26 protein-coding genes and 1 riboswitch are annotated in these 23599 nt (G+C 64.9%); of the genes, 12 read left to right on the top strand and 14 right to left on the bottom strand.

Translation table 11 applies throughout. The features are described 5' to 3' along the window. Positions 1-37 precede the first annotated feature (37 nt). On the bottom strand, positions 38-1207 hold the full coding sequence (gene metX / locus LB545_RS22685; RefSeq protein WP_140513895.1) for a homoserine O-acetyltransferase MetX: 1170 nt from the start codon (positions 1205-1207) through the stop codon (positions 38-40). A gap of 119 nt (positions 1208-1326) precedes the next feature. Then, positions 1327-1404, bottom strand: a riboswitch (SAM riboswitch). Positions 1405-1540: 136 nt separating this feature from the next. On the opposite strand from metX, the gene hisC reads away from it, so the two are divergent. Together hisC and LB545_RS22675 are read left to right on the top strand one after the other, a co-directional pair. Then, positions 1541-2650 (top strand): histidinol-phosphate transaminase, encoded by a 1110-nt coding sequence (gene hisC / locus LB545_RS22680; RefSeq protein ID WP_224705877.1) that lies wholly within the window; start codon positions 1541-1543, stop codon positions 2648-2650. 6 nt (positions 2651-2656) lie between these two features. Continuing rightward, positions 2657-3592: a prephenate/arogenate dehydrogenase family protein gene (locus LB545_RS22675; RefSeq protein ID WP_181167284.1), complete on the top strand. Its 936-nt coding sequence runs from the start codon at positions 2657-2659 to the stop codon at positions 3590-3592. On the opposite strand, the gene LB545_RS22670 is transcribed toward LB545_RS22675, so the two are convergent. Together LB545_RS22670 and LB545_RS22665 are read right to left on the bottom strand one after the other, a co-directional pair. Beyond that, a complete protein-coding gene (locus LB545_RS22670) occupies positions 3589-4518 on the bottom strand; it encodes a sugar kinase (RefSeq protein ID WP_140625647.1) in 930 nt (309 codons plus the stop codon). The two genes, LB545_RS22675 and LB545_RS22670, sit on opposite strands and share 4 nt — an antisense overlap. Positions 4519-4527: 9 nt before the next feature. Further along, positions 4528-5526: a DUF2125 domain-containing protein gene (locus LB545_RS22665; protein ID WP_140525417.1), complete on the bottom strand. Its 999-nt coding sequence runs from the start codon at positions 5524-5526 to the stop codon at positions 4528-4530. Between the two features lie 137 nt (positions 5527-5663). Here LB545_RS22665 and LB545_RS22660 point away from each other — a divergent pair, with 137 nt between their 5' ends. The 3 genes from LB545_RS22660 (at position 5664) to LB545_RS22650 (ending at position 7964) form a co-directional block, all read left to right on the top strand. Continuing rightward, positions 5664-6185 carry a gamma-glutamylcyclotransferase gene (locus tag LB545_RS22660; RefSeq protein WP_140500781.1) on the top strand — a complete coding sequence of 174 codons (522 nt, stop codon included), beginning with the start codon at positions 5664-5666 and terminating at the stop codon, positions 6183-6185. A gap of 118 nt (positions 6186-6303) precedes the next feature. Next, on the top strand, positions 6304-7251 hold the full coding sequence (locus LB545_RS22655) for an aldo/keto reductase (RefSeq protein ID WP_140525418.1): 948 nt from the start codon (positions 6304-6306) through the stop codon (positions 7249-7251). Between the two features lie 86 nt (positions 7252-7337). Then, positions 7338-7964, top strand: a complete 627-nt coding sequence (locus LB545_RS22650; RefSeq protein ID WP_140513889.1) for a LysE family translocator — start codon at positions 7338-7340, stop codon at positions 7962-7964. Between the two features lie 41 nt (positions 7965-8005). Here LB545_RS22650 and LB545_RS22645 read toward each other — a convergent pair whose 3' ends face one another. Further along, positions 8006-8794, bottom strand: a complete 789-nt coding sequence (locus LB545_RS22645) for a lysophospholipid acyltransferase family protein (RefSeq protein ID WP_140633304.1) — start codon at positions 8792-8794, stop codon at positions 8006-8008. Positions 8795-8916: 122 nt separating this feature from the next. Then, complete coding sequence (locus LB545_RS22640; RefSeq protein WP_140513887.1) at positions 8917-9819, bottom strand: LysR family transcriptional regulator; 903 nt, start codon at positions 9817-9819, stop codon at positions 8917-8919. Between the two features lie 113 nt (positions 9820-9932). Here LB545_RS22640 and LB545_RS22635 point away from each other — a divergent pair, with 113 nt between their 5' ends. Beyond that, positions 9933-10403 carry a DUF1348 family protein gene (locus tag LB545_RS22635; RefSeq protein ID WP_140565877.1) on the top strand — a complete coding sequence of 157 codons (471 nt, stop codon included), beginning with the start codon at positions 9933-9935 and terminating at the stop codon, positions 10401-10403. Between the two features lie 13 nt (positions 10404-10416). After that, positions 10417-11049: a pyridoxamine 5'-phosphate oxidase family protein gene (locus LB545_RS22630; protein WP_140658265.1), complete on the top strand. Its 633-nt coding sequence runs from the start codon at positions 10417-10419 to the stop codon at positions 11047-11049. Positions 11050-11058: 9 nt separating this feature from the next. On the opposite strand, the gene LB545_RS22625 is transcribed toward LB545_RS22630, so the two are convergent. The 3 genes from LB545_RS22625 to ftsE form a co-directional block, all read right to left on the bottom strand. Then, on the bottom strand, positions 11059-11772 hold the full coding sequence (locus LB545_RS22625) for a YdcF family protein (RefSeq protein WP_140513884.1): 714 nt from the start codon (positions 11770-11772) through the stop codon (positions 11059-11061). Between the two features lie 99 nt (positions 11773-11871). Further along, positions 11872-12858, bottom strand: coding sequence for a cell division protein FtsX (locus tag LB545_RS22620; protein WP_140500789.1), 987 nt, complete (start codon positions 12856-12858; stop codon positions 11872-11874). After that, complete coding sequence (gene ftsE, locus LB545_RS22615; RefSeq protein WP_140816878.1) at positions 12851-13510, bottom strand: cell division ATP-binding protein FtsE; 660 nt, start codon at positions 13508-13510, stop codon at positions 12851-12853. Before ftsE ends, LB545_RS22620 begins: the two co-directional genes overlap by 8 nt. Before the next feature lie 301 nt (positions 13511-13811). On the opposite strand from ftsE, the gene LB545_RS22610 reads away from it, so the two are divergent. The 3 genes from LB545_RS22610 (at position 13812) to LB545_RS22600 (ending at position 15565) form a co-directional block, all read left to right on the top strand. Continuing rightward, the gene (locus LB545_RS22610) at positions 13812-14453 is read left to right on the top strand and encodes a hypothetical protein (protein WP_224705876.1); all 642 of its coding nucleotides are present in this window, start codon (positions 13812-13814) and stop codon (positions 14451-14453) included. Between the two features lie 89 nt (positions 14454-14542). After that, complete coding sequence (hpt, locus tag LB545_RS22605; RefSeq protein WP_023677924.1) at positions 14543-15085, top strand: hypoxanthine phosphoribosyltransferase; 543 nt, start codon at positions 14543-14545, stop codon at positions 15083-15085. Positions 15086-15193: 108 nt separating this feature from the next. Continuing rightward, complete coding sequence (locus LB545_RS22600) at positions 15194-15565, top strand: response regulator (RefSeq protein WP_181165388.1); 372 nt, start codon at positions 15194-15196, stop codon at positions 15563-15565. Here the strand turns inward: LB545_RS22600 and LB545_RS22595 are convergent, their stop codons facing one another. Further along, positions 15566-16507, bottom strand: coding sequence for a DMT family transporter (locus LB545_RS22595; RefSeq protein WP_181165387.1), 942 nt, complete (start codon positions 16505-16507; stop codon positions 15566-15568). Between the two features lie 222 nt (positions 16508-16729). Here LB545_RS22595 and LB545_RS22590 point away from each other — a divergent pair, with 222 nt between their 5' ends. Next, positions 16730-17611 carry a LysR family transcriptional regulator gene (locus LB545_RS22590; RefSeq protein ID WP_140525428.1) on the top strand — a complete coding sequence of 294 codons (882 nt, stop codon included), beginning with the start codon at positions 16730-16732 and terminating at the stop codon, positions 17609-17611. On the opposite strand, the gene LB545_RS22585 is transcribed toward LB545_RS22590, so the two are convergent. From LB545_RS22585 to LB545_RS22575, 3 genes are all read right to left on the bottom strand, one after another. Next, positions 17590-17961: a glyoxalase superfamily protein gene (locus LB545_RS22585; protein WP_140625569.1), complete on the bottom strand. Its 372-nt coding sequence runs from the start codon at positions 17959-17961 to the stop codon at positions 17590-17592. The two genes, LB545_RS22590 and LB545_RS22585, sit on opposite strands and share 22 nt — an antisense overlap. Before the next feature lie 41 nt (positions 17962-18002). Beyond that, positions 18003-20597, bottom strand: coding sequence for a TIGR02302 family protein (locus tag LB545_RS22580; RefSeq protein ID WP_224705875.1), 2595 nt, complete (start codon positions 20595-20597; stop codon positions 18003-18005). Positions 20598-20715: 118 nt separating this feature from the next. After that, complete coding sequence (locus LB545_RS22575) at positions 20716-21657, bottom strand: threonine/serine dehydratase (protein WP_224705874.1); 942 nt, start codon at positions 21655-21657, stop codon at positions 20716-20718. 50 nt (positions 21658-21707) lie between these two features. Between LB545_RS22575 and LB545_RS22570 the strand changes: the two genes are divergently transcribed. Next, the gene (locus LB545_RS22570) at positions 21708-22010 is read left to right on the top strand and encodes an ArsR/SmtB family transcription factor (RefSeq protein ID WP_140513877.1); all 303 of its coding nucleotides are present in this window, start codon (positions 21708-21710) and stop codon (positions 22008-22010) included. Here the strand turns inward: LB545_RS22570 and lysA are convergent, their stop codons facing one another. Continuing rightward, positions 22011-23282, bottom strand: a complete 1272-nt coding sequence (lysA, locus tag LB545_RS22565) for a diaminopimelate decarboxylase (protein WP_224705873.1) — start codon at positions 23280-23282, stop codon at positions 22011-22013. It abuts the gene before it with no gap. Between the two features lie 68 nt (positions 23283-23350). Then, on the bottom strand, positions 23351-23557 hold the full coding sequence (locus tag LB545_RS22560) for a lipoprotein (protein ID WP_140525432.1): 207 nt from the start codon (positions 23555-23557) through the stop codon (positions 23351-23353). Between the last annotated feature and the right edge of the window lie 42 nt (positions 23558-23599).

Here is a 23599-nt window from a genome sequence, read left to right as displayed (position 1 = left end):
CGTGACCCTTGATGGACAGGTCTGCAATTTTGCGGGGTCATGCGCCGAGCCCTCTCGCTCGCGCGGCCGAGCCGATGAAGCCATTGATGGCGGCGAACAGTTCCGGCTCGTCGAGCAGGAAGGCGTCGTGCCCGCGATCGGTCTCGATCTCGACGAAGGACACCGACGCGCCGGCGGCATTCAGCGCATGGACGATCGAGCGGCTCTCCTCGGTCGGGAACAGCCAATCCGAGGTGAACGACACCAGGCAGAAGCGGGTCTTGGTGCCGGCAAAAGCATCGGCCAGCCTGCCGCCGTGGTCGGCGGCGAGGTCGAAATAGTCCATGGACCGCGTCATATAGAGATAGGAATTGGCGTCGAAGCGGTCGACGAAAGTCATGCCCTGGTGACGCAGATAGCTCTCGATCTGGAAATCGGCGTCGAAGCCGAAGGTCAGCGCTTCGCGGTCCTGCAGGTTGCGGCCGAACTTCCGGTGCAAGGCTGCTTCCGACAGGTAGGTGATGTGGGCGGCCATGCGCGCCACGGCGAGCCCCTTTTCCGGGCGTTTGCCGTGGTCGAAATACTTGCCGCCATGCCATTCGGGGTCGGCCATCACGGCCTGCCGGCCGACCTCGTGGAAAGCGATGTTCTGCGAGGAATGCCGCGCGCCGGTGGCGATCGGCAGCGCCGAGAAAACACGCTCCGGATAGCTCGACGCCCATTGCAGCACCTGCATGCCGCCCATCGACCCGCCGAGCACGCAAAACAGTTTTTCGATGCCGAAATGATCGATCAGCATCTGCTGGGCACGCACCATGTCGCGGATGGTGATGACCGGAAGGTCGAGCCCATAAGGCTTGCCGGTGGCGGGATTGGTGGATGCCGGGCCGGTGGAACCGAGGCAGCCGCCGATGACGTTTGAGCAGATGACGAAGAAACGGTTGGTGTCGATGATCTTGCCGGGGCCGATCAGCACTTCCCACCAACCCGGCTTGCCGGTCACTGGATTGGTGCTGGCCACATGCTGGTCGCCGGTCAAAGCGTGGCATACGAGAATGGCGTTGGAACGGGCGTCATTCAGCGTGCCGTAGGTCTGGTAGGCGATCTGGAACGGCGACAGCAGCGTGCCGGCGTCGAGCTTGAGCGGCTTGTCGGCGCCGAAGCGCACGACCGGACTCGACGGTTGGTCTGCCTCGTTGTTGGTTCTGCCAGCGCGCTGAGCGGCCATCTCGTCTCTCTTGCTGCACCCTTGCCTTGCGGAAATCGCTGCCGATCTCCGCGCCGCCGACGCGTTCGTCCGGCCGGCCGCGGACAATAAAAAACCGGCATTGCCTTCGCAAAGCCGGTTACGTCGCGCAAACGGCCCTTTAGCGAATTGTTTAACGTGGCTGCAAGCCGACCGGCCAAATCACCACGGAACTGTCGCTGCCCTTCTAGAACTCACCTGCCTCGCCGTCAATGCCGCCTGCTGGCACCACTGCCACCTCTCGACATTGCCGGCCATGGCTTGTATTTCCGCAGCGGCTTCCAGGACGGAAGCGTTCTCGACGGATTTTGCGATATGAGCCAGACCCCGGACAAGGCACGTCCAACCCCGCGCGCGGGCATCATGGACATCCAGGCCTATGTGCCGGGCAAGAGCTCGGCCCCCGCCGGGGTGGACAAGGTCCACAAGCTGTCGTCGAACGAGAACCCGCTCGGCCCCTCGCCGAAGGCAATCGAGGCCGCGCGCGAGGTCGCCGCGAAGCTCGACGTCTATCCCGACGGCACCGCCCGGCGCCTGCGCGAAGCAATCGCCGAGGTGCATGGTCTGAACGCACAGAACATCATCTGTTCCAACGGCTCCGACGAGATCCTCGGCCTGCTGGCGCAGACTTATCTCGCGCCCGGCGACGAGGCCATATTCACCGAACACGCCTTCATGGTCTACAAGATCTACATCCAGTCGGCGGGTGCGACGCCTGTCGCGGTCAAGGAGACCCAGGAGCGCGCCGACATCGATGCGATCCTGGCGGCTGTCACGCCACGTACGAAGATCGTGTTCCTCGCCAATCCCAACAATCCAACCGGCACTTACGTGCCGTTCCAGGAGGTGCGCCGCCTGCATGCCGGCCTGCCGAAGAACGTGCTTCTGGTGCTCGATGCCGCCTATGCCGAATATGTCAGGCGCAACGACTATGAGGCCGGCATCGAGCTCGCGGGCAGCTCTCAGAACGTGGTCATGACCCGCACCTTCTCCAAGATCGGACTTGGCGGGGCGCGGATCGGATGGATGTATGGGCCGATGCACATCGTCGAAGCGATCAACCGCATACGCGGTCCCTTCAACGTCAATGCGACGGCGATCGAGGCCGGCATCGCCGCCGTCCGCGACCGCGCCCATATCGAGCGTAGCGTCGCGCATAACGAGACCTGGCTGGCCTGGCTGAGCGAACAGATGACCGGGCTCGGGTTGCGGGTGACGCCGAGCGTCGGCAATTTCCTCCTCATTCATTTTCCCGACGACGGCAAGCATTCGGCCGCGGCGGCGGACGATTATCTCACCCATCGCGGCTACATACTGCGGCGTGTTTCGGGCTATGGCTTTCCCAACGCACTGCGTATGACGGTCGGCACCGAAGAGGCCAATCGCGGCGTTGTCGCGGCACTCACGACATTCCTGAAAAGCTAGAACGCCATGGCATCACCGATGTTCGAAAAGATCGCGCTGGTCGGCATCGGCCTGATTGGCTCGTCGCTGGCCCGCGTCATCCGCCGCGAGGGCCTGGCCGGCCATGTCGCCATCTCGACGCGCAGCGCCGCGACGCTGGCGCGGGCGCAAGAGCTTGGGCTGGGCTCCTCCTACGCCATAGATGCCAAGGAAGCGGTCCGCGATGCCGACCTGGTTATCGTCTCGGTGCCGGTCGGCTCGTCCGGCGCGGTGGCGCAAGAGATCGCGCCGGCGCTGAAGAGGGGCGCCATCGTCACCGATGTCGGCTCGACCAAGGCTTCCGTGATCGCACAGATGCAGCCGCATATACCCGGTGGGGTGCATTTCATTCCCGGCCATCCGCTGGCCGGCACGGAGAAATCTGGGCCCGATGCCGGTTTCGCCGATCTGTTCGACAACCGCTGGTGCATTTTCACCCCGCTGCCGGACACGGATCCGGACGCGCTGGAAAGGCTTTCCGAATTCTGGCGCCGTTGTGGCGCCAACATCGACACGATGGATCCGCAGCATCACGACATGACGCTGGCCATCGTCTCGCATTTGCCGCACATCATCGCCTACAACATCGTCGGCACCGCCGATGACCTGGAATCGGTGACCAAGACGGAAGTCATCAAATATTCCGCTTCCGGTTTCCGCGACTTCACGCGCCTCGCCGCCTCCGATCCGACCATGTGGCGGGACGTGTGCCTGCACAACAAGGACGCGATCCTGGAAATGCTGGCGCGGTTCTCGGAGGATCTGGCTTTTCTGCAGCGGGCGATCCGCTGGGGCGACGGCGACAAGCTGTTCGACCTGTTCACCCGCACCCGCGCCGTGCGACGCTCGATCATCGAGGCCGGCCAGGACATCGACGTGCCGGATTTCGGTCGCCAGGCGGTCGAGCATCCGGCGAAAAACTAGGCTCCTTCAGGCCAGGTCGCCGCCATCATCGCCAGTGTCTCGGCACGATCGGGCGCGCCCAGCCTGCCGCCGAAGCGCTGGCATTTGAGCGCTGCGGCCGCGCTGGCAAAGCGTAGCGCCTGCTCGATCGGCATGGCTTGCGCCAATCCGGCTGCGAATGCGCCATGAAAGACGTCGCCGGCTGCCAGCGTATCCACCACCTTGACCTTTGGCGCAGCGACGTGGCGTACGCAACCGGCCTGCCTGTCATGCCACCAGGTTCCAGCCCCGCCGGCGGTTACCGCGACGAAAGCGTCGGTGCGCGACGCAAGGTCGGCGCATGCGGCCTGCGGGTCCAGCGCCTGGCCGCAGACGATGCGCGCCGCCGGTTCGGAGGCGACGATGTGCGAGGCGAGCGGCAACAGCCGCTCCAGCACTGCCAATGGCGCGGTGTCGGCATCGAGGATCCCAGGGCGGCGGGCAGCGCGCGCAGCGCTGAGCGCCAGCGCCGCAGCACCCGGCCAGCGCACATCGACCAGCACGGCATCGAAAGCCGTGAGATCGGCGACCGGCAAGCCGTCGGGATCGGCCTGAGCGCGCTGATCGTAGAAAGGCACGATGATGCGTTCGCCATGGCCGTCGACAAGGATCGCGGCCAGCGCCGAGGACGCTCCGGGGACGCGACGGACGAGGCTGCAATCGACGCCCTCCGCCTCGATGCCCGATATCAGCTGGTTGCCGACCTGATCATCGCCGGCGCTCGCCCAAAGCCACACTTCGGCGCCCAGCCGGCGTGCGGCGCAGGCGGCACTCGTGGCCATGCCGGAAGCGATCTGGACGCCATCGGCGGCCATGAACTTGCCCTGATGGATGGGCAGCGCTTCGACGCGAAGAATGGTGTCGAGCGTCAGCGCGCCGACGCTCAGGAGTTTTGCCGGTCTGTCCATTGGGGATGCTTAGTCGACCGGCTTGATCTTGCCCAGCGGGATAAAGCCGAGCGAGGCCTTGCCCTTGACCACCTTGAGCGGCATCGACGGTTCGTTGCCGAGCAGCGCCAGGGCGGCAAAGCCTTGTTCGATCTGGTTCTTCTGTTCGGGTATGGCGGCCCCGAGAATGGCGGCCACGGCTTTCGGGTCTTTCAGCCTGATCATCAGATCGGCATCGACCAGGCCCTCGGTGTCGACCGACAGCGGCCCGGAAACGGCGACGTGCGCCGTGCCCGACGACAAATCCAGCCTGCGGATCTCGACGGCCTGGCCGCGCAGGCTTTTCAGTTGCGTGCCGATCAGGGCCAGGCCGTTCTTCAGCGTCGCCTCGCCACTGGCGTCGAGCGGCGGCAGGACGCGGCCCCCGATCGCATCGGGGTCGATCTCCAGATCGCCGAAGCTGCCGATATAGTCGATATCCCTGCCGTTCGGCTGCAGCTGGCCCGCCGCCTTGCCGGCGCTGAACAGTTGCACCGGATCGGTGTCGTCGGCCGGATCGGTCTGGCCGGACAGGCCCTCGGCCGTGAGCGAAATGCGTCGCGGCAGCGGCCATGAGAGCTTGACGTTGGCCTTAAGATCATCCCAGTCGATCCACAGCGGCACCATGCCCGGAACCGAGGTCCTGAGCGGACCGCGCAGGTCCGCGACCGGCGACAGCGGCTGGATGATCTGGGCGACGGCGTTGAAGGAGCCGGCAGAGGCGGCAAGGTTCTTGGCGTCGTCCTCATAAGCAAGATTGTCGCAGGAGACGGCGAAGCTCAGGGGATAACCGCTGACCTGGAGATTGGCGCAGCCGGCCTCGATGCCACTCTTGTTGAGCGTGGCGATCGCCTTGTCGGCTTCGCTCCGGACCCTGTCGGCGAGATAGAACCAGCCGCCGCTGTAGATGGCGAACAGCGCGATGACAAACGCTGCAAGCCAGAACAGGCGGCGGCGATGCTTCGGCTGGCGTTCGTCAGTGGACGTCATGCTGCGGTTCTCGTTCACGCATGGGGGCTGTGGGCGGGCTGTCGATTCTGGCAACGACAAAAGGTAGACAGAGATGGACGGAAAAAACACCGATTCCGGTGTGGTGTTGCCATTCTTACGCAATCAGGCACGGCGATATGGGCGATTTTTGGGTGTTTGGCTATGGTTCGTTGATATGGCGGCCGGGGTTCGCGCATGTCGAGACAAGGCGGGCGCGCCTGCATGGCTATCGTCGCGCGCTGTGCGTCTATTCCTTCGTGCATCGCGGCACGCGGGAACGTCCGGGGCTGGTGCTCGGCCTTGACCGCGGGGGTTCCTGCGTCGGGCTGGCTTTCCGGGTGCCGGGCGAGTTGCGGGACGAGGTCATCGCCTATCTGCGTGAGCGCGAGCTGGTCACCAATGTCTATCTCGAGCGCATGCTCAATGTCCGCCTTGACGGCGGCGGCACGGTCGAGGCCGTGGCCTATATCGTCGACCGCAATCATGAGCAGTATGCCGGTGCGCTCGATGCGGCCCACGCCGCTGATGTGGTGCGCGGCGCTGTCGGCCAGTCCGGCAATAATGAGGATTATGTGTCGAGCACGCTGGACCATCTCCGGGCGCTCGGCATCCGCGATCACTGGTTGGAAGACGTGGCCAGGCGGATCGCGCCTTTGTGAAGCGCTGGCTTGCGGAAAAATCCGGCGAGGTCTTTGACCTCGATGCGGCGAGACCTAGGTTAGGCTCCGACTCTCAACGGGCGATAGCCGCCCAATCCCACCAACACGGAGATCAGCCTTGCAGAAACGCCGTCTCGGTCGCACCGACCTTTCCATCGCGCCGCTGGTTCTGGGCGGCAATGTCTTCGGCTGGACCGCCGACGAGAAGACGTCGTTCGACCTGCTCGACCGCTTCGTCGGCGCCGGCCTGAACGCGGTCGACACAGCGGACGCCTATTCGCGCTGGGTGCCCGGCCACGAGGGCGGCGAATCGGAAACCATCATCGGCAAATGGATGAAGGACCGCGGCAACCGCGATAAGGTCGTGGTGGTCACCAAAGTCGGCTCGGACATGGGACAGGGCCACAAGGACCTGTCCGCCGCTTACATCGAAAAGGCCGTCGATGCTTCGCTGAAGCGGCTTCAGACCGAGTTCATCGATCTTTATCTGTCGCACTGGCCGGATCCAACCACGCCCTATGAGGAAACCCTCGGCGCCTATGAAAAGCTCCTCGCCAAGGGCAAGATCCGGTATGCCGGCTGCTCGAATCTCGACGCCGGCCAGTTGCGCGCCGCGCTCGACGTGGCAAGCCTGCGCAGCCTGCCGCGCTATGAAGTGCTGCAGCCGGAATACAATCTCTACGACCGCTCGTCGTTCGATGGCCCGCTGCGCGATCTCTGCATGGCGGAGGACATCGGCGTGATCACCTATTTCAGCCTGGCCAAGGGTTTCTTGAGTGGCAAATACCGCAGCGAGGCCGATCTCGGTCAAAGCCCGCGCGGCGGCGGGGTGAAGGATTACCTCAATGCGCGCGGTATGCGCATCCTCGCGGCACTCGACGCGGTGTCCGCCAGGCATTCGGCCAAACAGGCGGAAGTGGCGCTTGCCTGGGTCATTGCCCGGCCGGGCGTCACCGCGCCTATCGCCAGCGCCACCAAGCCTGAACAGATGGACAGCCTGATCAAGGCGGTGTCGCTGGAGCTGAGCGCCGACGACATGGCCGAGCTCGACAAGGCGAGCGGCTGAGCCGTCAGCAGCGCGCACGATCGTCCAAGACGGTCGCCCCGACCTTGCCATACCGTCATTGACGCTTGGCAAGACAGGAGGCGCGGATGGCAGGCCCGCTTTTTTCGCAGCCGGATATGTGGCGTCAGCTCGTTGCGCTGATGCTTGCCGCTACGGCCGTCATGGGCAGCCCGGGACCGGCGACGATAAGCGTCACCGCCGTCGGCGCGGCGTTCGGCCTGCGCCGTTCCCTGAGCTACGCCTTGGGGGTCATCCTGGGCACGATCACCGTGCTTCTGGTCGTGGCAAGCGGGGTGAGCGCCATGCTTGCCACGATGCCGCGGCTCGCGCCGCTGCTTGTCGCGGCGTCGGCTGCCTATATCCTCTATCTCGCGTTCAAGATTGCCAGCGCGCCGCCCCTGGCGGCGGATGCCGGCGAGGCCGCGCGACCGACATTCACCGGCGGGTTCCTGCTGGCGGTGGCCAACCCGAAGGCTTATGTGGCCATCGCCGCGGTGTTCGCCGGCGCGTCCGCGGATTCGGGCGCCGGCGCCATCGGCACCGGGCCGAAGCTGACCGCTCTCGCATTCATGATCGTCGCCATCCATGCCGTGTGGCTGCTTGCGGGCGCTGCTTTCGCACGCTTTCTTCGCAGGCCGGTGGCTTCGCGCATCATCAATCTGGTCTTTGCCGCGACGCTGGTGCTGACGACCGCACTGGCTGTGTTCGCTTGAACGTTGCGCGGGCCGCCATCGGTCGCGCCGAAGGCCGCCCTTCAGGCTTTGGCGCCGAGTTCCCGCAGCCGCTTCACCGCCGTCGGCGGCAAGGCGGGCGGATTGGGTGCACGGGACGCGTCGATGAGGAACTGGTCGCAGGCGGTTTCGGTTTCGCCGATCAGCCGCCGCATGAATTCCTCCTTGTCCAGGCCCGGCGGGATCGGCGGCAGGAAGCGCGCCTTGATGGTGCCGGGATAGCGCAGGAACTTGCGGCGCGGCCAATAGAGGCCGGCAACATGGGCGACCGGCACCACGGGAATGCCGAGCTGCGCATAGATTTCGACAATGCCGTATTTGTAGGCGGGTTCGTCGCCGGGCGCGCGGCGGGTGCCTTCGGGATAGATGATGAGCTGCCGCGGGTTGCGCGCGATTTCTTCCTTGGTCGCCGCAACCACCGCCTTCAGCGCCTTGGAGCGGCTGCCGCGGTCGACCGGGATCATGCGCATTTTCAGGATGTACCAGCCGAAGAACGGAATCCAGGTCAGCTCGCGCTTCAGAATGTAGAGTGGATCCTGGAGATAGGGGAAGAAGGCGATCGCGTCCCAGAAGGACTGGTGCTTGGGCGCCAGGATGAAGGAACCTTCGGGCAGATTTTCCACCCCGGTGATGTCGCTCTTGGTCCCGGCGATCTTGTCGTAGAGCCACATCGAGGTGCGCGACCAGAACTTCGGCACGAACCAGGCGCGATGGCGCGGCGACAGGAAATAATAGGGAGTCCAGAGGATCATCTGGACGATCAGATTGACGTAGAAGACGAAGTTGAACGCCAGCGATCGGACTTGGAGCATTGGGGGAGGCCCGGTAAGGAGGTGTGCGTTGGTTACACCAAGCGGGCGCAAAAAGGAAATGGCCGAAGATGCCCCCGAACGGCGCCGAAAGACGTTTCGGCTTCGCCCACGGCCCAGCCGCGCTACATCAGCCGCGCCAGTCTTTCTTTCAGGCGCGGGGCGGCGAAGTCAAGAAATGCGCGCAGCTTGACCGGCAGCAAGCCGTGGCCTGCGTGCACCAGGCTTACCGGCCAGGGTTCCGGTTCGAACTCCCGCAGCAGCACGCGCAGCGCGCCTGACCGCACCGCCGCGTCGACCTGGTAGGACAGCACCCTCGTCAGCCCGACGCCGGCGAGCGCGGCATCGATCGCAGCTTCGGCGGTGTTGACCTGAAGCCGCGAGCGGACCCGAATCGGCATCTCGGCCTTCCCGACGGTGAAGCTCCATGTCGAGAGCGCGCCCGGCCCTTCGAAGGTAATGCAGCTGTGGGACTCGAGGTCCGCAAGCGCCGTCGGGGCGCCGCGTTCGGCCAGATAGCCGGGGCTCGCGCAAACGACACGGCGGATCGTACCGATCCGCATGGCGACAAAACTGGAGTCGGGAAGCCGGCCGATGCGGATGGCGAGGTCGAAATGGTCCTCGACCAACCGGGTTATGCGGTCGGCCAGCGTCAGGCGGATGTCCACGTCGGGATAGGCGGCGAGGAAGCCGGTCACGACCGGCAGCACGTGCAGGCGGCCGAAGACGACCGGCGCGGTGATGGCCAGTTCGCCCGTCGGGGCGCTGTATTCGCCGGCCGCCATGCGCTCGGCCTCGCCGACCTCGCCCAGGATGCGGCGGCAGGCGGCAAGATAGGCCTGGCCCGCATCGGTCAGCGTCAGCCGGCGTGTCGAGCGGTTCAGAAGGCGGGTCTTGAGATGCCGTTCCAGGTCGGAAACCTTGCGGCTGACCGTCGCCAGCGGAATGCGAAAACGGCGCGCGGCGGCAGACAGGCTGCCAGCCTCCGCCGCGGCGACAAAAAGCGACATGGCTTCGAGCCGGTCCATCGATTCTTCCGGAAATTGGAAGGATAGATTACAAATATGGCATCTACATCTGTCTGATGGAAGCCTCCATATTGGCCGTGACGCAGACGACCCGGGTCAAGAAAGGAATTGTCATGTCGCAAGAGCGTCCGCCGCTGCCGCCATTCACCGCGGAAACCGCCGCGCAGAAGGCGCGCATGGCCGAGGATGCCTGGAACTCGCGCGATCCAGCCCGTGTCGCGCTTGCCTATACGGTAGACAGCCGCTGGCGCAATCGCGCCGAGTTCCTGCAAGGCCGCGATGCCATCCAGGCTTTCCTGACGCGCAAATGGAGCCGGGAACTCGACTACCGGCTGATCAAGGAGGTCTGGGCTTTCCATGGCAACCGTATCGCGGTGCGTTTCGCCTATGAGTGGCATGACGACAGCGGCTCGTGGTTCCGCAGCTATGGCAATGAGAACTGGGAATTCGACGAATATGGGCTGATGCGGCTGCGCATCGCCAGCATCAACGACCTGCCGATCGGCGCTGCCGACCGTAAATATCACTGGCCGCTCGGTCGACGGCCGGACGACCATCCGTCGCTGTCTGAACTCGGGCTTTAACCTCAGGCTACCGATGGACGCGCATGCTTTTACCAGCGACGTCGCTTTCACGCCGACCGTCAAGGCGATCCAGGCCCGCAAGGGCTCTCGCCAGGCCTATTCCCGGGTCGAGGAGCGCGGTGGCTGGCAGTCGGTGATTACATCGGACCTTGCGGCCTTCATCGAGATGCAGACCAGCGTCTTCCTGTCGACGGCCAACGGTGTTGGCCAGCCCTATATCCAGCATCGCGGCGGGCCGGCCGGCTTCCTCAAGGTGCTCGATGAAAAGACGATCGGCTTCGCCGATTTCGCCGGCAATAGACAGTTCATCACCCAGGGCAATCTCGCCGACAATCCGCAGGCCTTCCTGTTCCTCATCGACTATGCCCATCGCCGGCGTGTCAAGATCTGGGGCACGGCGCGTGTGGTGGAAGGCGACGCCGAGCTGATGGCGAGGCTGATGCCGCGGGATTATGCGGCACGGCCCGAACAGGTCATTCTGTTCACCGTGGCGACCTGGGATGCGAATTGTCCGCAGCACATTCCGCAGCGCTTCGAGGCCGCTGACGTGGCGGCGGCGCTGGCCGAACGCGACAGGCGGATCGAACGGCTCGAACAGGAAGTCGCTCGCCTGCGGCAGGCGCCGGGATCCGTCGTCACCAAATGACGAGCAGGTTCAGCTGCCGGCGGCGATCTCGGCCAACGCGATGCCGTCCGGCGTCGGCTTCACCGGAACGATGCCGCGCGCCAATGCCAGCAGATATTTATTGTATTCGGTGAACAGCACGCGCAGCGCCCGCGGCTTGGTCAGCCAGCCGCCATTGTCGAGATTGCTGTTGACCACCGGATAGGGTTCGAGCTTGGCCTTGTGCAGCAGCCGGCCCATTTCCAGCAGGCTGCGCGGCATGTGGTAATTGTTGGTGACGAGGATCACCGTGCCATAGGCATGGCTCTCGACCCATTTGGCGCTTTCCTCGGCATTGCCGATCGTGTCGAGCGCGGCGCGGTCGATGTCGACGCAGCAGGAAAACAGCCTGATGTCGCCGCCAGTCGCGGCCTGAAGCTGGCGTCGGCTGGCGGAGGGATGCACACCGCTGATCAAAAGCCGCGCGCCCTTGCCGGACGCCAGCAGTTCCATCGCCGCATCGAGGCGCGATTGGCCGCCCGTCAACACGATGATTGCGTCGGCCCTGGCAGGGTTGGCAGGGGTGGTCAGATGGCTGACGGTGTTGGCGAACCAGCCGAAGCCGCCGGCAAACAGGGCGACCAGGGCAAGCAAGGCGAAAGAAGAAACGCGCAGCACGGCCGAAACCCGGCCGCGTCCATGCGGACGCGCCGCCAACGCCGGCATCGGTCCAACGGTACTGGTCGAGTCCCGCACCTCCATCATGGCATGGTTAATCCCGAAATGCGGCCTTTGGTAGGTAAAAATCGCAATTTGCGTTACGGCGGTTCTTCATGCGTGATCGATCCTGGTTATTCGACGTCGTCATGCTTCAGGCTGGCGCACGTCGATGTCGCTGAGATAGGCGACGACGGTGGCGTGCGAGGTTGCAGCCGTCAGCGCGCCGATGACCAGCACCATCAGCACGACACCGAGATAGCCGGCCGAGCCGATGGCGAAGTTGCCGAATAGCGCAGTCGCCTGGTCGGCCTGCGGGGTCGCCATGTTGCGCGAGGACCACCAGGAAAAGACGATGAAGACGGCGACCGCGGCGGCTCCGCCGGCGGCCGCGCCCTTCATGCCGGTGATCAGGAAATGGCGACGGAACTCGCGGGCGATGAAACGCGCTTCGGCGCCGACGAAATGCAGCACCTCGATGATGTGGCCGTTGCCGGCCATGGCGCCGCGCGTGGCGAACACCACGGTCAGCACCGTCGCCGAGAGCATCAGCGCCAGCACCGCGATACCGATGGTCACCGTGGTGCGGGCCATGGCCACCAGCCGGTCCACCCAGGTGCGGTGATCGTCAAGCGATGCGCTCGGCAGCTTCGGCGTGATCGCGGCGCGCATGGCGGCGAAATCGGGCGGGTTGCTCTCGTCGATGGTGACGATGATCAGCCGCGGCACCGGCAGTTCGTCGATGTTGAGGCCCGAACCCAGCCACGGCTCCAGCAATCTGGCGGTGGCGTCGCGGTCGATGATCCTGGTCGCCTTCACGCCGGGGAATTCGCCGGCGATCTGCGAGGCCTGGGCAAGGGCTGCCTCCATGTCGAGGCCGTCGACCGGCTTGATCTGGATCGTCGCCTCGCGCGAGATCTGGTTTTCCCAGACCGAGGCGGTGTCGCGCACCAGGGTAACCGCGCCGAAGGTCAGGCAGGACAGGAAGGTCATGATGGCGATGACCAGCACCAGGGCGCGGCCGGCGATGTTCTGCGCCGGCACGATGGGCGCCATCTTGCGCTGGACGCGCGGCCTTGGCGCGGCCGCTTCGTCGGCCTGTGCGTCGAGGTGTTCGGCGGAAAGCTCAGTCATAGACATCAAGCCTCCCGCCGGCCAGGATCATGCGGCGCGCATCGACCTGCTCCATCAGGCCGAGATCGTGGGTCGCGATCACCACGGCGGTGCCCAGGCGGTTGAGTTCGATGAAGAGCCTGAGCAGGCGTCGCGCCAGCGGCGGATCGACATTGCCGGTCGGCTCGTCGGCCAGCAGCATCTCCGGCTGCTCGATCAGGGCGCGGGCGATCGCGGCCCGCTGCTTCTCGCCGCCCGACAGGACCGGCGGCAGCACATGCATGCGTTCGCCGAGCCCGACCCATTTCAACAGCTCGGTGACGTCGGTGCGGTAGCTCGCTTCCTCGCGCCCGCGCACGCGCAAGGGCAACGCGACATTCTCATAGGTGGTCATGTGGTCGAGCAGGCGGAAATCCTGGAACACCACGCCGATGCGACGCCTGAGATGCGGCAGTTCGGCGCGCGAGATGCGCGAGCGGTCCTTGCCGAAGATGGTGATCAGCCCACGCGTCGGCTTCAGCGACATGAAGAGAAGCCGCAGCAACGTCGTCTTGCCGGCGCCCGAAGGCCCGCTCAGGAACTGGAACGAGCGCTCCGGTATGTGCAGGGAAATGTCGCGGAGGATTTCCGGACCCATGCCATAGCGGAGGCCGACATTTTCGAAGCGAATCACTTTCGGCGACCTGAAATTCTTAGAGCGTGATGCCGAAAAGTGTGAGGCGGTTTTCGGGCGACATCATTCTCTATCACTCTAGTTCGGAGGCGGATTCAGATTTCAGGTCGATTTGACCTGAAATCGGAATCCGTCGGCGGCAAGCCGGCCTGTTCTGGGAAAAGACCATCGGCCGGCATGGTTAACCGGCGGTTAATTAGCGGGTTGTTTCGGCTCGTCACAAGGGCTCCGGTGGGGAAGCGTTAACCATTTGCCTTTACGCAAAAGAAACGAAAAGCGAACGTGCTGCAATGCTGGGGCCATGATGGCTGAGGATCGAACCGCGCGCCCGGTTTCCGGCGAAATCATGACCGATCCGCCGGCAAATGCCGCGCCGGAGCGTATCCTGCGCGCTGGCGCGGCGGATATCGTCGATGCCGACTATGTGGTGGTGCCGCGGGCCGCGCCCCATGCCGAAGCCATTTCACCGCGGCGCGTGATGTCCATGCCATCCCTCGAAGGCATGGACATGCTGCGCAAGCCCGAGCCGCCGCCAGTGCGGCCGCCGGCGCCGCGCGGCGGTCCGATCTTCTGGATCGCCGGTGTCGGCGCCGCCTTTGCCTCCTTCTGGGTCTCCGGCGGGCATGCACTGGTGCGCCAGGCGCCGCCCGCCGCGGGCGGACCGGGCTCGGCGTTGAGCATTTCAGGGGTGACGTCCCGCGTGGACGCGTCTGGGGCGAACCCCGTGCTGTTCGTCGACGGCGAGGCCGCCAATGACGGTGCAAGTCCGGCGACGCTGCCGCCGCTCGAGATCCGCGTCACCGGCAATGACGGGCGCACAACGCGCTATACTTTGGGGACATCCAGCCGCTCATTGGCGCCAAGTGAAAGATTCGGCTTTGCCAGCCGGCTCGACGTGCCTAGAAACGGCGTAAGGACGGTGTCGGTCACCTTCGCGGAATAGCATGTGCGACAGGTGAGGCCGGCCCGCAAACGGCTGATGTCAGCGCTTCCGGTGCGCGAAGGCCTTTGAAAATCTTGAAGGGACGGAGAATGCCAGTTGTGCGCGGCAAGGACATCGAGGTCCTGTTTTCGGCGTCGGCCATCGCCCGACGCAATCTCGAACTCGCCAAGGAGATCGCCGGGCACGACTATCACGATCTTCTGGTGATCTCGGTGCTGAAGGGCTCGTTCATCTTCGCCGCAGACCTTATCCGCGCCATGCATGATGTCGGCCTGTCGCCGGAGGTCGAGTTCATCTTCATCTCCAGCTACGGCGCTGGCACCACAAGCGGCGAGGTGAGGGTGCTGCGCGACATCGACAACGAGGTTGCCGGCCGCGACGTGCTTCTGATCGACGACATTCTGGAGTCGGGCAAGACGCTGAGCTTCACCCGCGACCTGATGCTGTCACGCGGCGCCAGAAGCTGCGCCATCGCGGTGCTGCTCGACAAGCGCATGCGTCGCCAGACCACCCTCAATGCCGATTATGTCGGCTTCGACTGCCCCGACTATTTCGTCGTCGGCTACGGCATGGATGTCGCGCACGCCTTTCGCGAACTGCCGTTCGTCGGCGTCGTCAAAGGCGATGCGTGAGGCAGCGGCAAATACTGAAAAGGCCTTAACGGCCTGAAGAAAATAACCCATGCCGAAGCGCCGGGCCTTTCAGAAAAAGTCAACGTTTGCTCGCCAAACATGCCGGCCATGGCAAAGCTTCTGATCGTTGAGGACGATGAGTCCGTCCGCACCCTCGCAGCCCGGGCGCTCGAACGCGCCGGACACGCAATCGACATCGCCGCCGACGGCGCGCAAGGACTGGCGCTGATACGCGCCGCGAAGGGCGCCTATGATCTCGTCGTCTCCGACATCCGCATGCCCGAGATGGACGGCATCGAGATGGCGATTGCAGCTTCGGCATTTTTCCCGTCGATGAAGATCCTGCTGATGACCGGCTATGCCGATCAGCGCGAGCGCGCCGAGGAACTGAACGGCATCATCCTCGACGTCGTGCAGAAGCCGTTCACGCTGGCCGAAATCCGTTCACGCGTCGAACGGGCGCTGAGCATTTTCGCCTGATCAGGCGGGATCGGCAGCGACGAGTACGGGGAGCTTGCGCCGTCCGGTGTTGAGCGCAAGCAGGCCGGCGCCGATGATAAGGGCGGCGCCGATCACGGTCGTCGACCGCGGCACTTCGGCGAAGAACAGAAAACCCCACAGCGGCGACCACAGGATGCCGGTGTATTCGAAGGTGGCGACGCGGTTTGCCGGCGCCATCCGGTAGGCCTGCGACAGCAAGATCATGCCGGCGGAGGCGACGAAGCCGCAGGCGGCCATCTTGAGGAAATCCGGCAGCGTCGGCCACAGCCAGGGCCGCACCAGGAATTCCAGGCTGGGATGGGCGGCATGATTGATGCCGGCAAGCCAGAACAGGCTTGCGACCAGTGCGGCGCCGGCGAGATAGGCACCGTTCTGGTAGAAAGCCATCACAGTCGAAGATTCGGTGTCGCCGATCTTACGCGCCATCAGTTGCGAGAAGCCGTAGAGCACCGCGGAGCCCAGCGACAGCAGCGCCGCCCAGTCGAACAGTCCCGCACCCGGGCGCAGCATCACGACGACGCCAAGCAGCCCGATCAACACGGTCGCCAGCGTCTGCCAGGAGACCCGTTCGCCAAGATAGGGCCCCGCCAGCACCATGATGCAGAGCGGGGCCATGAAATAGAGCGCCACGGCATCGGCCAGGGGCAAGGCGGCGATGGCGAGGTAGTACATGGTGTAGGAGGTGAACTGGATGAAGGCGCGCATGGTCAGCATGCCGAACCGTCGCGACAGGATCGCACGCAGCCCGACATCGGCATGGACGAGCACGATCAGGATCGGCAGGGCGACGACCGCGCGGATGGCCATCACCTCGGTCACGGGGTAGCCGCCCGACACCGCCTTGACCAGCGGGTCCTGCAACGAGAAGACCAACACGCCCAGGCACAGGCTCAGCATGCCGAGCACCATCCGATTGCGCATGAGGATCCCAAGCTCCCGTACCAGGACGCAAGCAAGCTTGCAGCAAGCTAAAAAGAACCCGCCACCGTTTCGGGCAGCGGGCATGAGTGAGGACTCTTGATTGGTCCGTGGCCGAATCCTCAGCCACATATCCAATGGGTGAAGCAACTATCATCCCGTGTTTGACATGTTGCAAACGAATTGGAATGATACCAGCAATCAAAATTCCTTATGGCGGACGGGATGCGGCCCACCCTCGACAGCGATCTCCTGCGCACCTTCGTGGCCATTGTCGAAGCGGGCAATTTCACCAAGGCGGCTGAGCAGGCCGGTCGCACCCAATCGGCGGTTTCGATGCAGATGAAGAAGCTCGAAAGCGTCATCGGCGACAGCCTGTTCGAGCGCGGGTCGCGCGGCGTGGCGCTGACGCGGCGCGGCGGCGAGCTGATTGTCAATGCCCGCCGCATCGTCTCGCTGCTCGACGAGACGGCAGCGTCGATGGCGGCGGCGCCGCTCGGCGGGCCGGTGCGGATCGGCATTCCGGAAGAATACGGCCATGCCATCCTGTCGCGCGCGCTCGGCGCGTTCTCGAAGCGGCACACCAAGGTCGAGGTCACCGTGCGCTATGCCCATTCGGGGGCGCAGATAGCGGCGCTTGCCGCCGGCGAACTCGATCTTTGCGTGGTGTTCGAATGGCAGGATCCTTCAGGCGGCGAAGTGCTGATGCATGATCCGACGGTGTGGGTGACATCGATCCTGCATAACATGCATGAGGAGCGTCCGGTGCCGATCGCTCTCTATAACCGGGCCGGCTGGTGCAAGGATTTCGCCATCAAATCGCTCGAGCAGCGCGGGCTCGGCTATCGTGTCGCCTACACCAGCGACACGACCGGCGGCCTGAAGCTTGCCGTCACCTCGGGACTGGCGATCGCACCGATTTCGCGCAGCAACATTCCGGACGGCTGCCGCGAGTTGACGTCCGCCGACGGTTTCGGCGACATCGATTCCTCGAATGTGGTGATGCATCGCAACCCGAATGCGTCGGGCGAGGCGATCGACGGCATGCAAGAGGCGATCCGCGAGGCGTTCGTCAACAGGCAGACTCAGCCGGCCGCATCCTCGTAGAAATGCAGCCGGTTGCCGAACGGATCGGCAACCGACACCTCGCGGGTCTTCCACGGCGTCTTTTCCAGGCCCGGCCTGGCGAAACGGTATGCTCTGCCGATCAGTTCGCGATGCAGGGCGGCGATGTCCTCGACCTTGATGCGCATGGCGATGCCGGGCGCGCCGTCGCCATGGTGTTCGCTCAGATGCAGGATGCAGCCGTCACGGCCGACCGCCATGTAAAGCGGCGCGTTGTCGTCAAAGCGGTGCTCCCACAGCACCTGGAAGCCGAGGAAGCCGACGTAAAACTCGTGGGCCTTGGCAATGTCGAAGATGCGCAGGATGGGCGTCACTGTGCCGAGTTTGGGCATGATGTTGCAGCCGCTCCCAGCGGATGCCGCGGCGGCGATCCCTATTTCAGTTCCAGCAGCCGTTCCAGATAGCTGCGCTCGATATCGGGGCTGAGCGCATTGCCGAGCCGCTTGCGGATCGCTTCCAGGATCTGGCGGGCGCGCTGCACGTCGATCTCGTCCGGCACCTTCACCGAATCGCCGAAATCGGGACCCTGGCTGGCACGCGGCCGGCCGAGCGGATCGCGATCGGCGTTCTGCTGGCGACCGCCTTCCTGGCTGCCGCCTTCGTCGCCCTGCATCGCCTGCATCTGCTTCATCATGTCCTTGGCGCCCTTGCGCAGCGCCTCCAGCGCGCGCCCCTGGTGGCCAACGGCCTGATCACCTTCACCATCGCCCAGGGCCTGCTCGGCATTGCCCATTGATTTGCCGGCCTCGCCAAAGCCTTCATTGGGCTCCATGCCCATGCCCTCGAGCCCCTTCTTCAACTGCTCAAGGTCGTTCTTCAGCTGGCCTTGGCCTTCCTGCAACTGCTTCAGCGCATCGGCGAATTCCTGCGGCGTCATCGGCTTTTGCCCGGCGAGCGGATCGCGGTTCTCGCCTGCGCCCGGTCTGTCCTGATCCTCGCCGCCGCCTTCGCCGAGCTGTTCATCGCGGTTCTGGCCGCGCTGGCGCTCGCCGCGTTGCATCTGGTCCATGCGGAAGGTGTCGTTCATCATCTCCTGCTGGCGCCGCAGGATGTCGCCGAGCTTGTCCATCTGCTGGCGCATCTGGCTGTCCTGCTGGCCACCCTGCTGCTGGCGGCCGGCCTGGAGGTTGTTCATCATGTCCTGCAGCTGCGACAGCAATTGCTGCGCCTTGTCGCGATCGCCGGACTTCGCCAGGTTCTCGATCTGGTCCATCATGCGGTCGATGTCGCTCTGGCGTAGTTCCTGGCCGTTCTGCTGCATCTGCGGGGCGTTGGGATTCTGCTTGGCGCGCTCGGCGAATTCCTGCAGGAACTGGTTCATCGCCTCGCGCAGTTCCTTCATCGCCTTTTCGATCTCCGCGTCGCTGGCGCCGTTCTTGATAGCATCCTGCAACGCCTGCTGCGCCTGGCGCAGCCGCTTCTCGGCAGCCGAGAGATTGCCCTCCTCGATGCCGAGCGCGATTTCCCAGAGATAGGAGACCTCGTTGCGCAACTGGTCGTCGCTGTCGGCCATCTTCAACCGGCTGCGCGCGCTCATGATGGCGAGGTAGTGGGACATGTTGTCGAACGTGTCCTCGGGCCGCAGCGTGATCGCATCCATCAGGTCGAGCACGCGCGGCTTGGCGTTGGCGTCGAGCGCCAGCAGGCGGCGCTGCTCGATAACGGCCCGCGCCAGCGGATTGGAGAACGGCCGCTCCGGCATCACCAACGTCTTGGTTTCGCTGCTCGCCGTATGTCCGGCATCGTCGGTGGCGACCAGCGTCAGCTTGATCTCGGCGCCAGCCCAGACGTGCTCGGTCAGGTCCTTCGAGGTCCGGGCGGCATTCGCCTTGCCGCCGCGGCGCGGCAGCGTCAGCGGCATGTCAGGCGGACCGTAGAGCGGACGCGCATCGGGCGCCTGCGGATCGGCGAGCGCGAACACGGCCTTGGCGTTGGCGGCGCCATAATCGTCGTCGATCTGGTAGTTGAGCTCGAAAGCGCCGTTGACAGCGCGCTTCGGCTCGCCGACGAAACGGATCTGCGGCGGCTTGTCCGGGATCACCGCGAAGGCCCAACGGCCGAGTTGGTCCTCGCCCGACTTCAGCGTCAGCGTGCCATCGCTCGTCAGCTTGCCGATGAACTGGCGTACTTTGGACTGCGCTGCCGGGCTTGCCGCCGGCTTGGCCGCGGCCGTCTGCGGGTCGGCGGGATCGATGGCGCGGGCATTGCCGTTCTTGTCGGCATAGGCAAGCGTCTCCTCGCCCGAGCCGCCGGTGACGCGCAGCGAAACATCGCTGCCTTCGGGAACGTGGAAAGCCGGCGCCGCCTGGTTGGCGTCTGCCGTAAGGAAGATCGGCGGCTTGCCGGTATAAACGGGCGGCGTCACCCATGCATCGATGCGCGGCGGCACGGCGTCATGCGCGTCCTGGGCGCGGAACGCGTCGGCTATCCGGCCACCGGTCGGTCCGAAGGAAAAAGCGAAGGCGGTGACGAGCAGAAGCGCCGCCACGGCACGCAACCCCCAGGGATCGCGTTCCGGCACGCGCGTGCGCGGCACGTCGGCGCCGAGGCTGTCGAGCCTGTCGGCCATGCGCTTCTGGTGCTCGCGCCACAGCGCCTGCGAGAAGCTGCTTTCGCGACCACTCGGCCGGTCCGTCTGGGTCTGGACGGGGTGGTGCAGCAAATGGTTGGCCGCCTCGATGCGGCGGTCGATCTCGGCGCCGCCCGGCATGCGGAAAAAGCGTAGCGGGTAGAGCGCGGCCAGTGTCGCGACGCCGAAGGCGGCGACCAGCCCGATGCGCGCGGCATCGGGCAGACGCGGGAAAAGCCCTAGCCAGGAAATGCTGAGAAACAGGCTGGCGACGACGAGAAGCGGCAGCAGGAGCGGCCAGCCCCGTTCGACCATCATCGACACCCGCGTCGCCAGCCGGCTGAGCGCCAGGCGCCCGGCGAGACCGCGATCGCTGCTGAAGATCGGTCGTTCCGTCATCGGCCCTTCCACGGGAGCGGGCGGGATGGCCCGAACCTCACGACTCGAAGAATACCCAGCAAACGCGGCGAAGGCGAGGCAGTTCCTGAAAAACGTGAAGGAGAGAAAGGCGCGGCGATCAGAATTTCGCCGGGTTTGCGTTCGCGCCGCAGACCAGGACGGCGACCCGTTCGCCGGGTGCCGGCGCATAGCGGCCGGACAGGATGGCGCCGAACGCCGCGGCGCCACCGGGTTCCGAGATGATCCGCACCCGGTCCCACAGCGCCTTCTGGGCGGCGACGATGTCGTCGTCGCTGACCAGGATGGAGCGTTCCACGAAGGCCTCGGCGATCGGGAACATCATCTCGCCGACACGTCTGGGCGCCAGGGAATCGGCGGCGATGCCCTCGGCCGGCGCATCGACCGGATGGCCGGCCTCGAGGGCGCGATAGAGTGTCGGCGCGCCCTCCGGTTCGACGGCGACGATGCGGATACGGCCGGCGAACCAGGCGGCGATGCCGCCGATCAGGCCGCCGCCGCCGACGGCGACCAGCAAAGTGTCGATCTGAGGCAGGTCGTTCTCGATTTCCAGCCCGAGCGTGCCTTGCCCGATAAGCGTTTCCTCCTGGTTGAAAGCGTGGATCTGCAAGGCGCCGGTTTGCTCGGCGAAACGTTCGCTGGCGGCCAGCGCCTCGGCATAGCGGGCGCCGCCGACGACCAGCTCGGCGCCGTAGCTGCGAATGCGCTCCAGCTTGGCCGGCGGGCTCACCTCCGGAACGAAGATGGTCGCCCTGTGGCCGAGACGCATGGCGGCATACGCCACCGCCGCTCCATGATTGCCGCCCGAGGCGGCGACGACACCGGCCCCGGGGACCTGCCGCTCGAGAAGATTGGTGAACGCGCCGCGCGCCTTGAACGAACCGGAATGCTGCAGGCATTCGAGTTTGAGATCGACCGCCAGCGGCGGGCGGTCGAAGTCGGCCATGTCGACGCGCAGCACCGGCGTGTGGCGCACATAGCGACGGATGCGCGGTTCCATCATCGCGATGCGTTCGCGCGTTATGGTGTTGCCGTTGGTCATGGCCATCTCCTTGGGATTGACAGCAATTAGTAACTTGGCAAAATGCCTAAATGCAAGAGGTTGACGTGTTCAAGGCGATTGCCAACGAACGAAGGCTGCGGATCCTCGACTGGCTGAAGGATCCGCGCGCGCATTTCCCGGCCCAGGCGGATGGCGATCTGGTCGAGGACGGCGTCTGTGCGCTGCTGATCGCCGAAAAGCTCGGCATTACCCAGGCGACGCTCAGCGAGCACATGCGTGTGCTCACGCAGGCAGGGCTGTTACGGGCCAAGCGCATCAAGCAATGGACATTCTATCGCCGCGACGAGGACAGGATCGCCGAGACAAGAGCGCTCATCCAGAACCGGCTATAGCTAGTATGCAAGCCAGTCGGGGATCGAATCCAGGCCGATCAGTTCGTCATAGGTCTGGCGCGGGCGCACGACGTGGAAACGATCGCCGTCGACCAGCACTTCCGGCACCAGCAGGCGGGTGTTGTAGGTGCCCGCCTGCACCGCGCCATAGGCGCCGGCGGTGGCGATGGCGATCAGGTCGCCGGACTTGAGCTTTGGCAGGTCGCGGTCGAGGCCGAGATAGTCGCCGGTCTCGCAGACCGGGCCGACGATATCGACCGTGATGCGCGGCGCGTCGGCGGGGGGCAGCACCACCGGTCTTATGTCGTGGAAAGCGTCGTAGAGCGTCGGCCGGATCAGGTCGTTCATGGCGGCGTCGACGACGAGGAAATTCTTGGCATCGCCTTCTTTGGCGAAGATCACTTGCGAGACGAGGATACCGGCATTGCCAACGATCAGCCGGCCCGGCTCGAACATCACCTTCAAGCCAAGCTTGGTGACGTGCTTGCGGACGATCTGCGCGTAGGCGTCGGGGAGCGGTGGCGGGTTGTTGTCGACGCGGTAGGGAATGCCGAGACCGCCGCCGAGATCGACATGCTCGATGGCATGGCCGTCGGCGCGCAGCGCGCCGACCAGTTCCACCAAAAGCGCGAAGGCATCGTCGAAGGGTTGCAGCTCGGTGATCTGGCTGCCGATATGGGTGTCGATGCCGGTGACCTTGATGCCCGGCAATTCAGCCGCGCGCGCATAGACCTGACGCGCCTTCTGCCATGGGATGCCGAACTTGTTCTCGGCTTTGCCTGTCGAGATCTTCTTGTGCGTCCTGGCGTCGACATCCGGATTGATGCGCAGCGAGACCGGCGCCACCTTGCCCAGGGCAACGGCGCGCGACGAGAGCAGTTCGAGTTCGGGCTCGGATTCGACGTTGAAGCACAGGATGCCGGCTGCCAGCGCAAAGTCCATCTCACGCGCGGTCTTGCCGACGCCGGAGAACAGGATCTTGCTGGCCGGGATGCCGGCTGCCAGCGCGCGCCGCAACTCGCCTTCCGACACCACGTCGGCTCCGGCGCCGAGCCTGGCCAGGGTTTTGAGCACCGCCTGATTGGAATTCGCTTTCATGGCGTAGCAGACCAGTGCATCGAGCCCGGCAAATGCCTGGACGAAGACGTGGTAGTGCCTGGTCAGCGTGGCCGTCGAATAGCAGTAGAATGGCGTGCCGACGGTTGCGGCGATGTCCGATGTCGCCACGTCCTCGGCATGAAGCACGCCGTCGCGGTAGTCGAAATGGTTCACGAGAGTGGTTCCGAAAAGTTGGAGCAGGGTAGGAGCGGGTTTAGCACTCTAAACCGCTCTGACCGGCTCTAGAGCAGCGGGTCGAGAATGAACTTCTTGTCCGCGACCGGTTTTTCCGGTTCCGGCGGCACAGGCTGGTGGGCCTTCTCGGCGTCCTTGCGTGCCTGCACGGCCGCCTCGTAAGGCGTGTCGAGACCGGACCTTCTGCCGCAAGCCGTAACGGCGGCAAGCGCCGCAAGCAGCGTCAGTGTCACCAAAATCCTGCTTCCGGTCATCGATCCATCCGTCCGAAACTTTTTTCCGCCGCTGCTTTTAGC

It is taken from the genome of Mesorhizobium sp. BR1-1-6, assembly GCF_020165355.1.
GTDB lineage: Bacteria > Pseudomonadota > Alphaproteobacteria > Rhizobiales > Rhizobiaceae > Mesorhizobium.
This window is presented reverse-complemented; position numbering and strand designations above follow the sequence as displayed.

Bases quoted from the DNA above. Each gene is read 5' to 3' on its own strand.
- LB545_RS22580 (WP_224705875.1), bottom strand. From the start codon at position 20,597: ATGACGGAACGACCGATCTTCAGCAGCGATCGCGGTCTCGCCGGGCGC.
- hpt (WP_023677924.1), top strand. From the start codon at position 14,543: ATGCCAGTTGTGCGCGGCAAGGACATCGAGGTCCTGTTTTCGGCGTCG.
- LB545_RS22670 (WP_140625647.1), bottom strand. From the start codon at position 4,518: ATGGACAGACCGGCAAAACTCCTGAGCGTCGGCGCGCTGACGCTCGAC.
- LB545_RS22620 (WP_140500789.1), bottom strand. From the start codon at position 12,858: ATGACTGAGCTTTCCGCCGAACACCTCGACGCACAGGCCGACGAAGCG.
- LB545_RS22600 (WP_181165388.1), top strand. From the start codon at position 15,194: ATGGCAAAGCTTCTGATCGTTGAGGACGATGAGTCCGTCCGCACCCTC.
- LB545_RS22650 (WP_140513889.1), top strand. From the start codon at position 7,338: ATGGCAGGCCCGCTTTTTTCGCAGCCGGATATGTGGCGTCAGCTCGTT.
- LB545_RS22675 (WP_181167284.1), top strand. From the start codon at position 2,657: ATGGCATCACCGATGTTCGAAAAGATCGCGCTGGTCGGCATCGGCCTG.
- LB545_RS22595 (WP_181165387.1), bottom strand. From the start codon at position 16,507: ATGCGCAATCGGATGGTGCTCGGCATGCTGAGCCTGTGCCTGGGCGTG.
- metX (WP_140513895.1), bottom strand. From the start codon at position 1,207: ATGGCCGCTCAGCGCGCTGGCAGAACCAACAACGAGGCAGACCAACCG.
- LB545_RS22640 (WP_140513887.1), bottom strand. From the start codon at position 9,819: ATGGACCGGCTCGAAGCCATGTCGCTTTTTGTCGCCGCGGCGGAGGCT.
- LB545_RS22575 (WP_224705874.1), bottom strand. From the start codon at position 21,657: ATGACCAACGGCAACACCATAACGCGCGAACGCATCGCGATGATGGAA.
- LB545_RS22630 (WP_140658265.1), top strand. From the start codon at position 10,417: ATGGACGCGCATGCTTTTACCAGCGACGTCGCTTTCACGCCGACCGTC.
- LB545_RS22590 (WP_140525428.1), top strand. From the start codon at position 16,730: ATGCGGCCCACCCTCGACAGCGATCTCCTGCGCACCTTCGTGGCCATT.
- LB545_RS22665 (WP_140525417.1), bottom strand. From the start codon at position 5,526: ATGACGTCCACTGACGAACGCCAGCCGAAGCATCGCCGCCGCCTGTTC.
- LB545_RS22560 (WP_140525432.1), bottom strand. From the start codon at position 23,557: ATGACCGGAAGCAGGATTTTGGTGACACTGACGCTGCTTGCGGCGCTT.
- LB545_RS22635 (WP_140565877.1), top strand. From the start codon at position 9,933: ATGTCGCAAGAGCGTCCGCCGCTGCCGCCATTCACCGCGGAAACCGCC.
- LB545_RS22610 (WP_224705876.1), top strand. From the start codon at position 13,812: ATGATGGCTGAGGATCGAACCGCGCGCCCGGTTTCCGGCGAAATCATG.
- LB545_RS22625 (WP_140513884.1), bottom strand. From the start codon at position 11,772: ATGATGGAGGTGCGGGACTCGACCAGTACCGTTGGACCGATGCCGGCG.
- LB545_RS22570 (WP_140513877.1), top strand. From the start codon at position 21,708: ATGCAAGAGGTTGACGTGTTCAAGGCGATTGCCAACGAACGAAGGCTG.
- LB545_RS22645 (WP_140633304.1), bottom strand. From the start codon at position 8,794: ATGCTCCAAGTCCGATCGCTGGCGTTCAACTTCGTCTTCTACGTCAAT.
- LB545_RS22585 (WP_140625569.1), bottom strand. From the start codon at position 17,961: ATGCCCAAACTCGGCACAGTGACGCCCATCCTGCGCATCTTCGACATT.
- hisC (WP_224705877.1), top strand. From the start codon at position 1,541: ATGAGCCAGACCCCGGACAAGGCACGTCCAACCCCGCGCGCGGGCATC.
- LB545_RS22660 (WP_140500781.1), top strand. From the start codon at position 5,664: ATGGGCGATTTTTGGGTGTTTGGCTATGGTTCGTTGATATGGCGGCCG.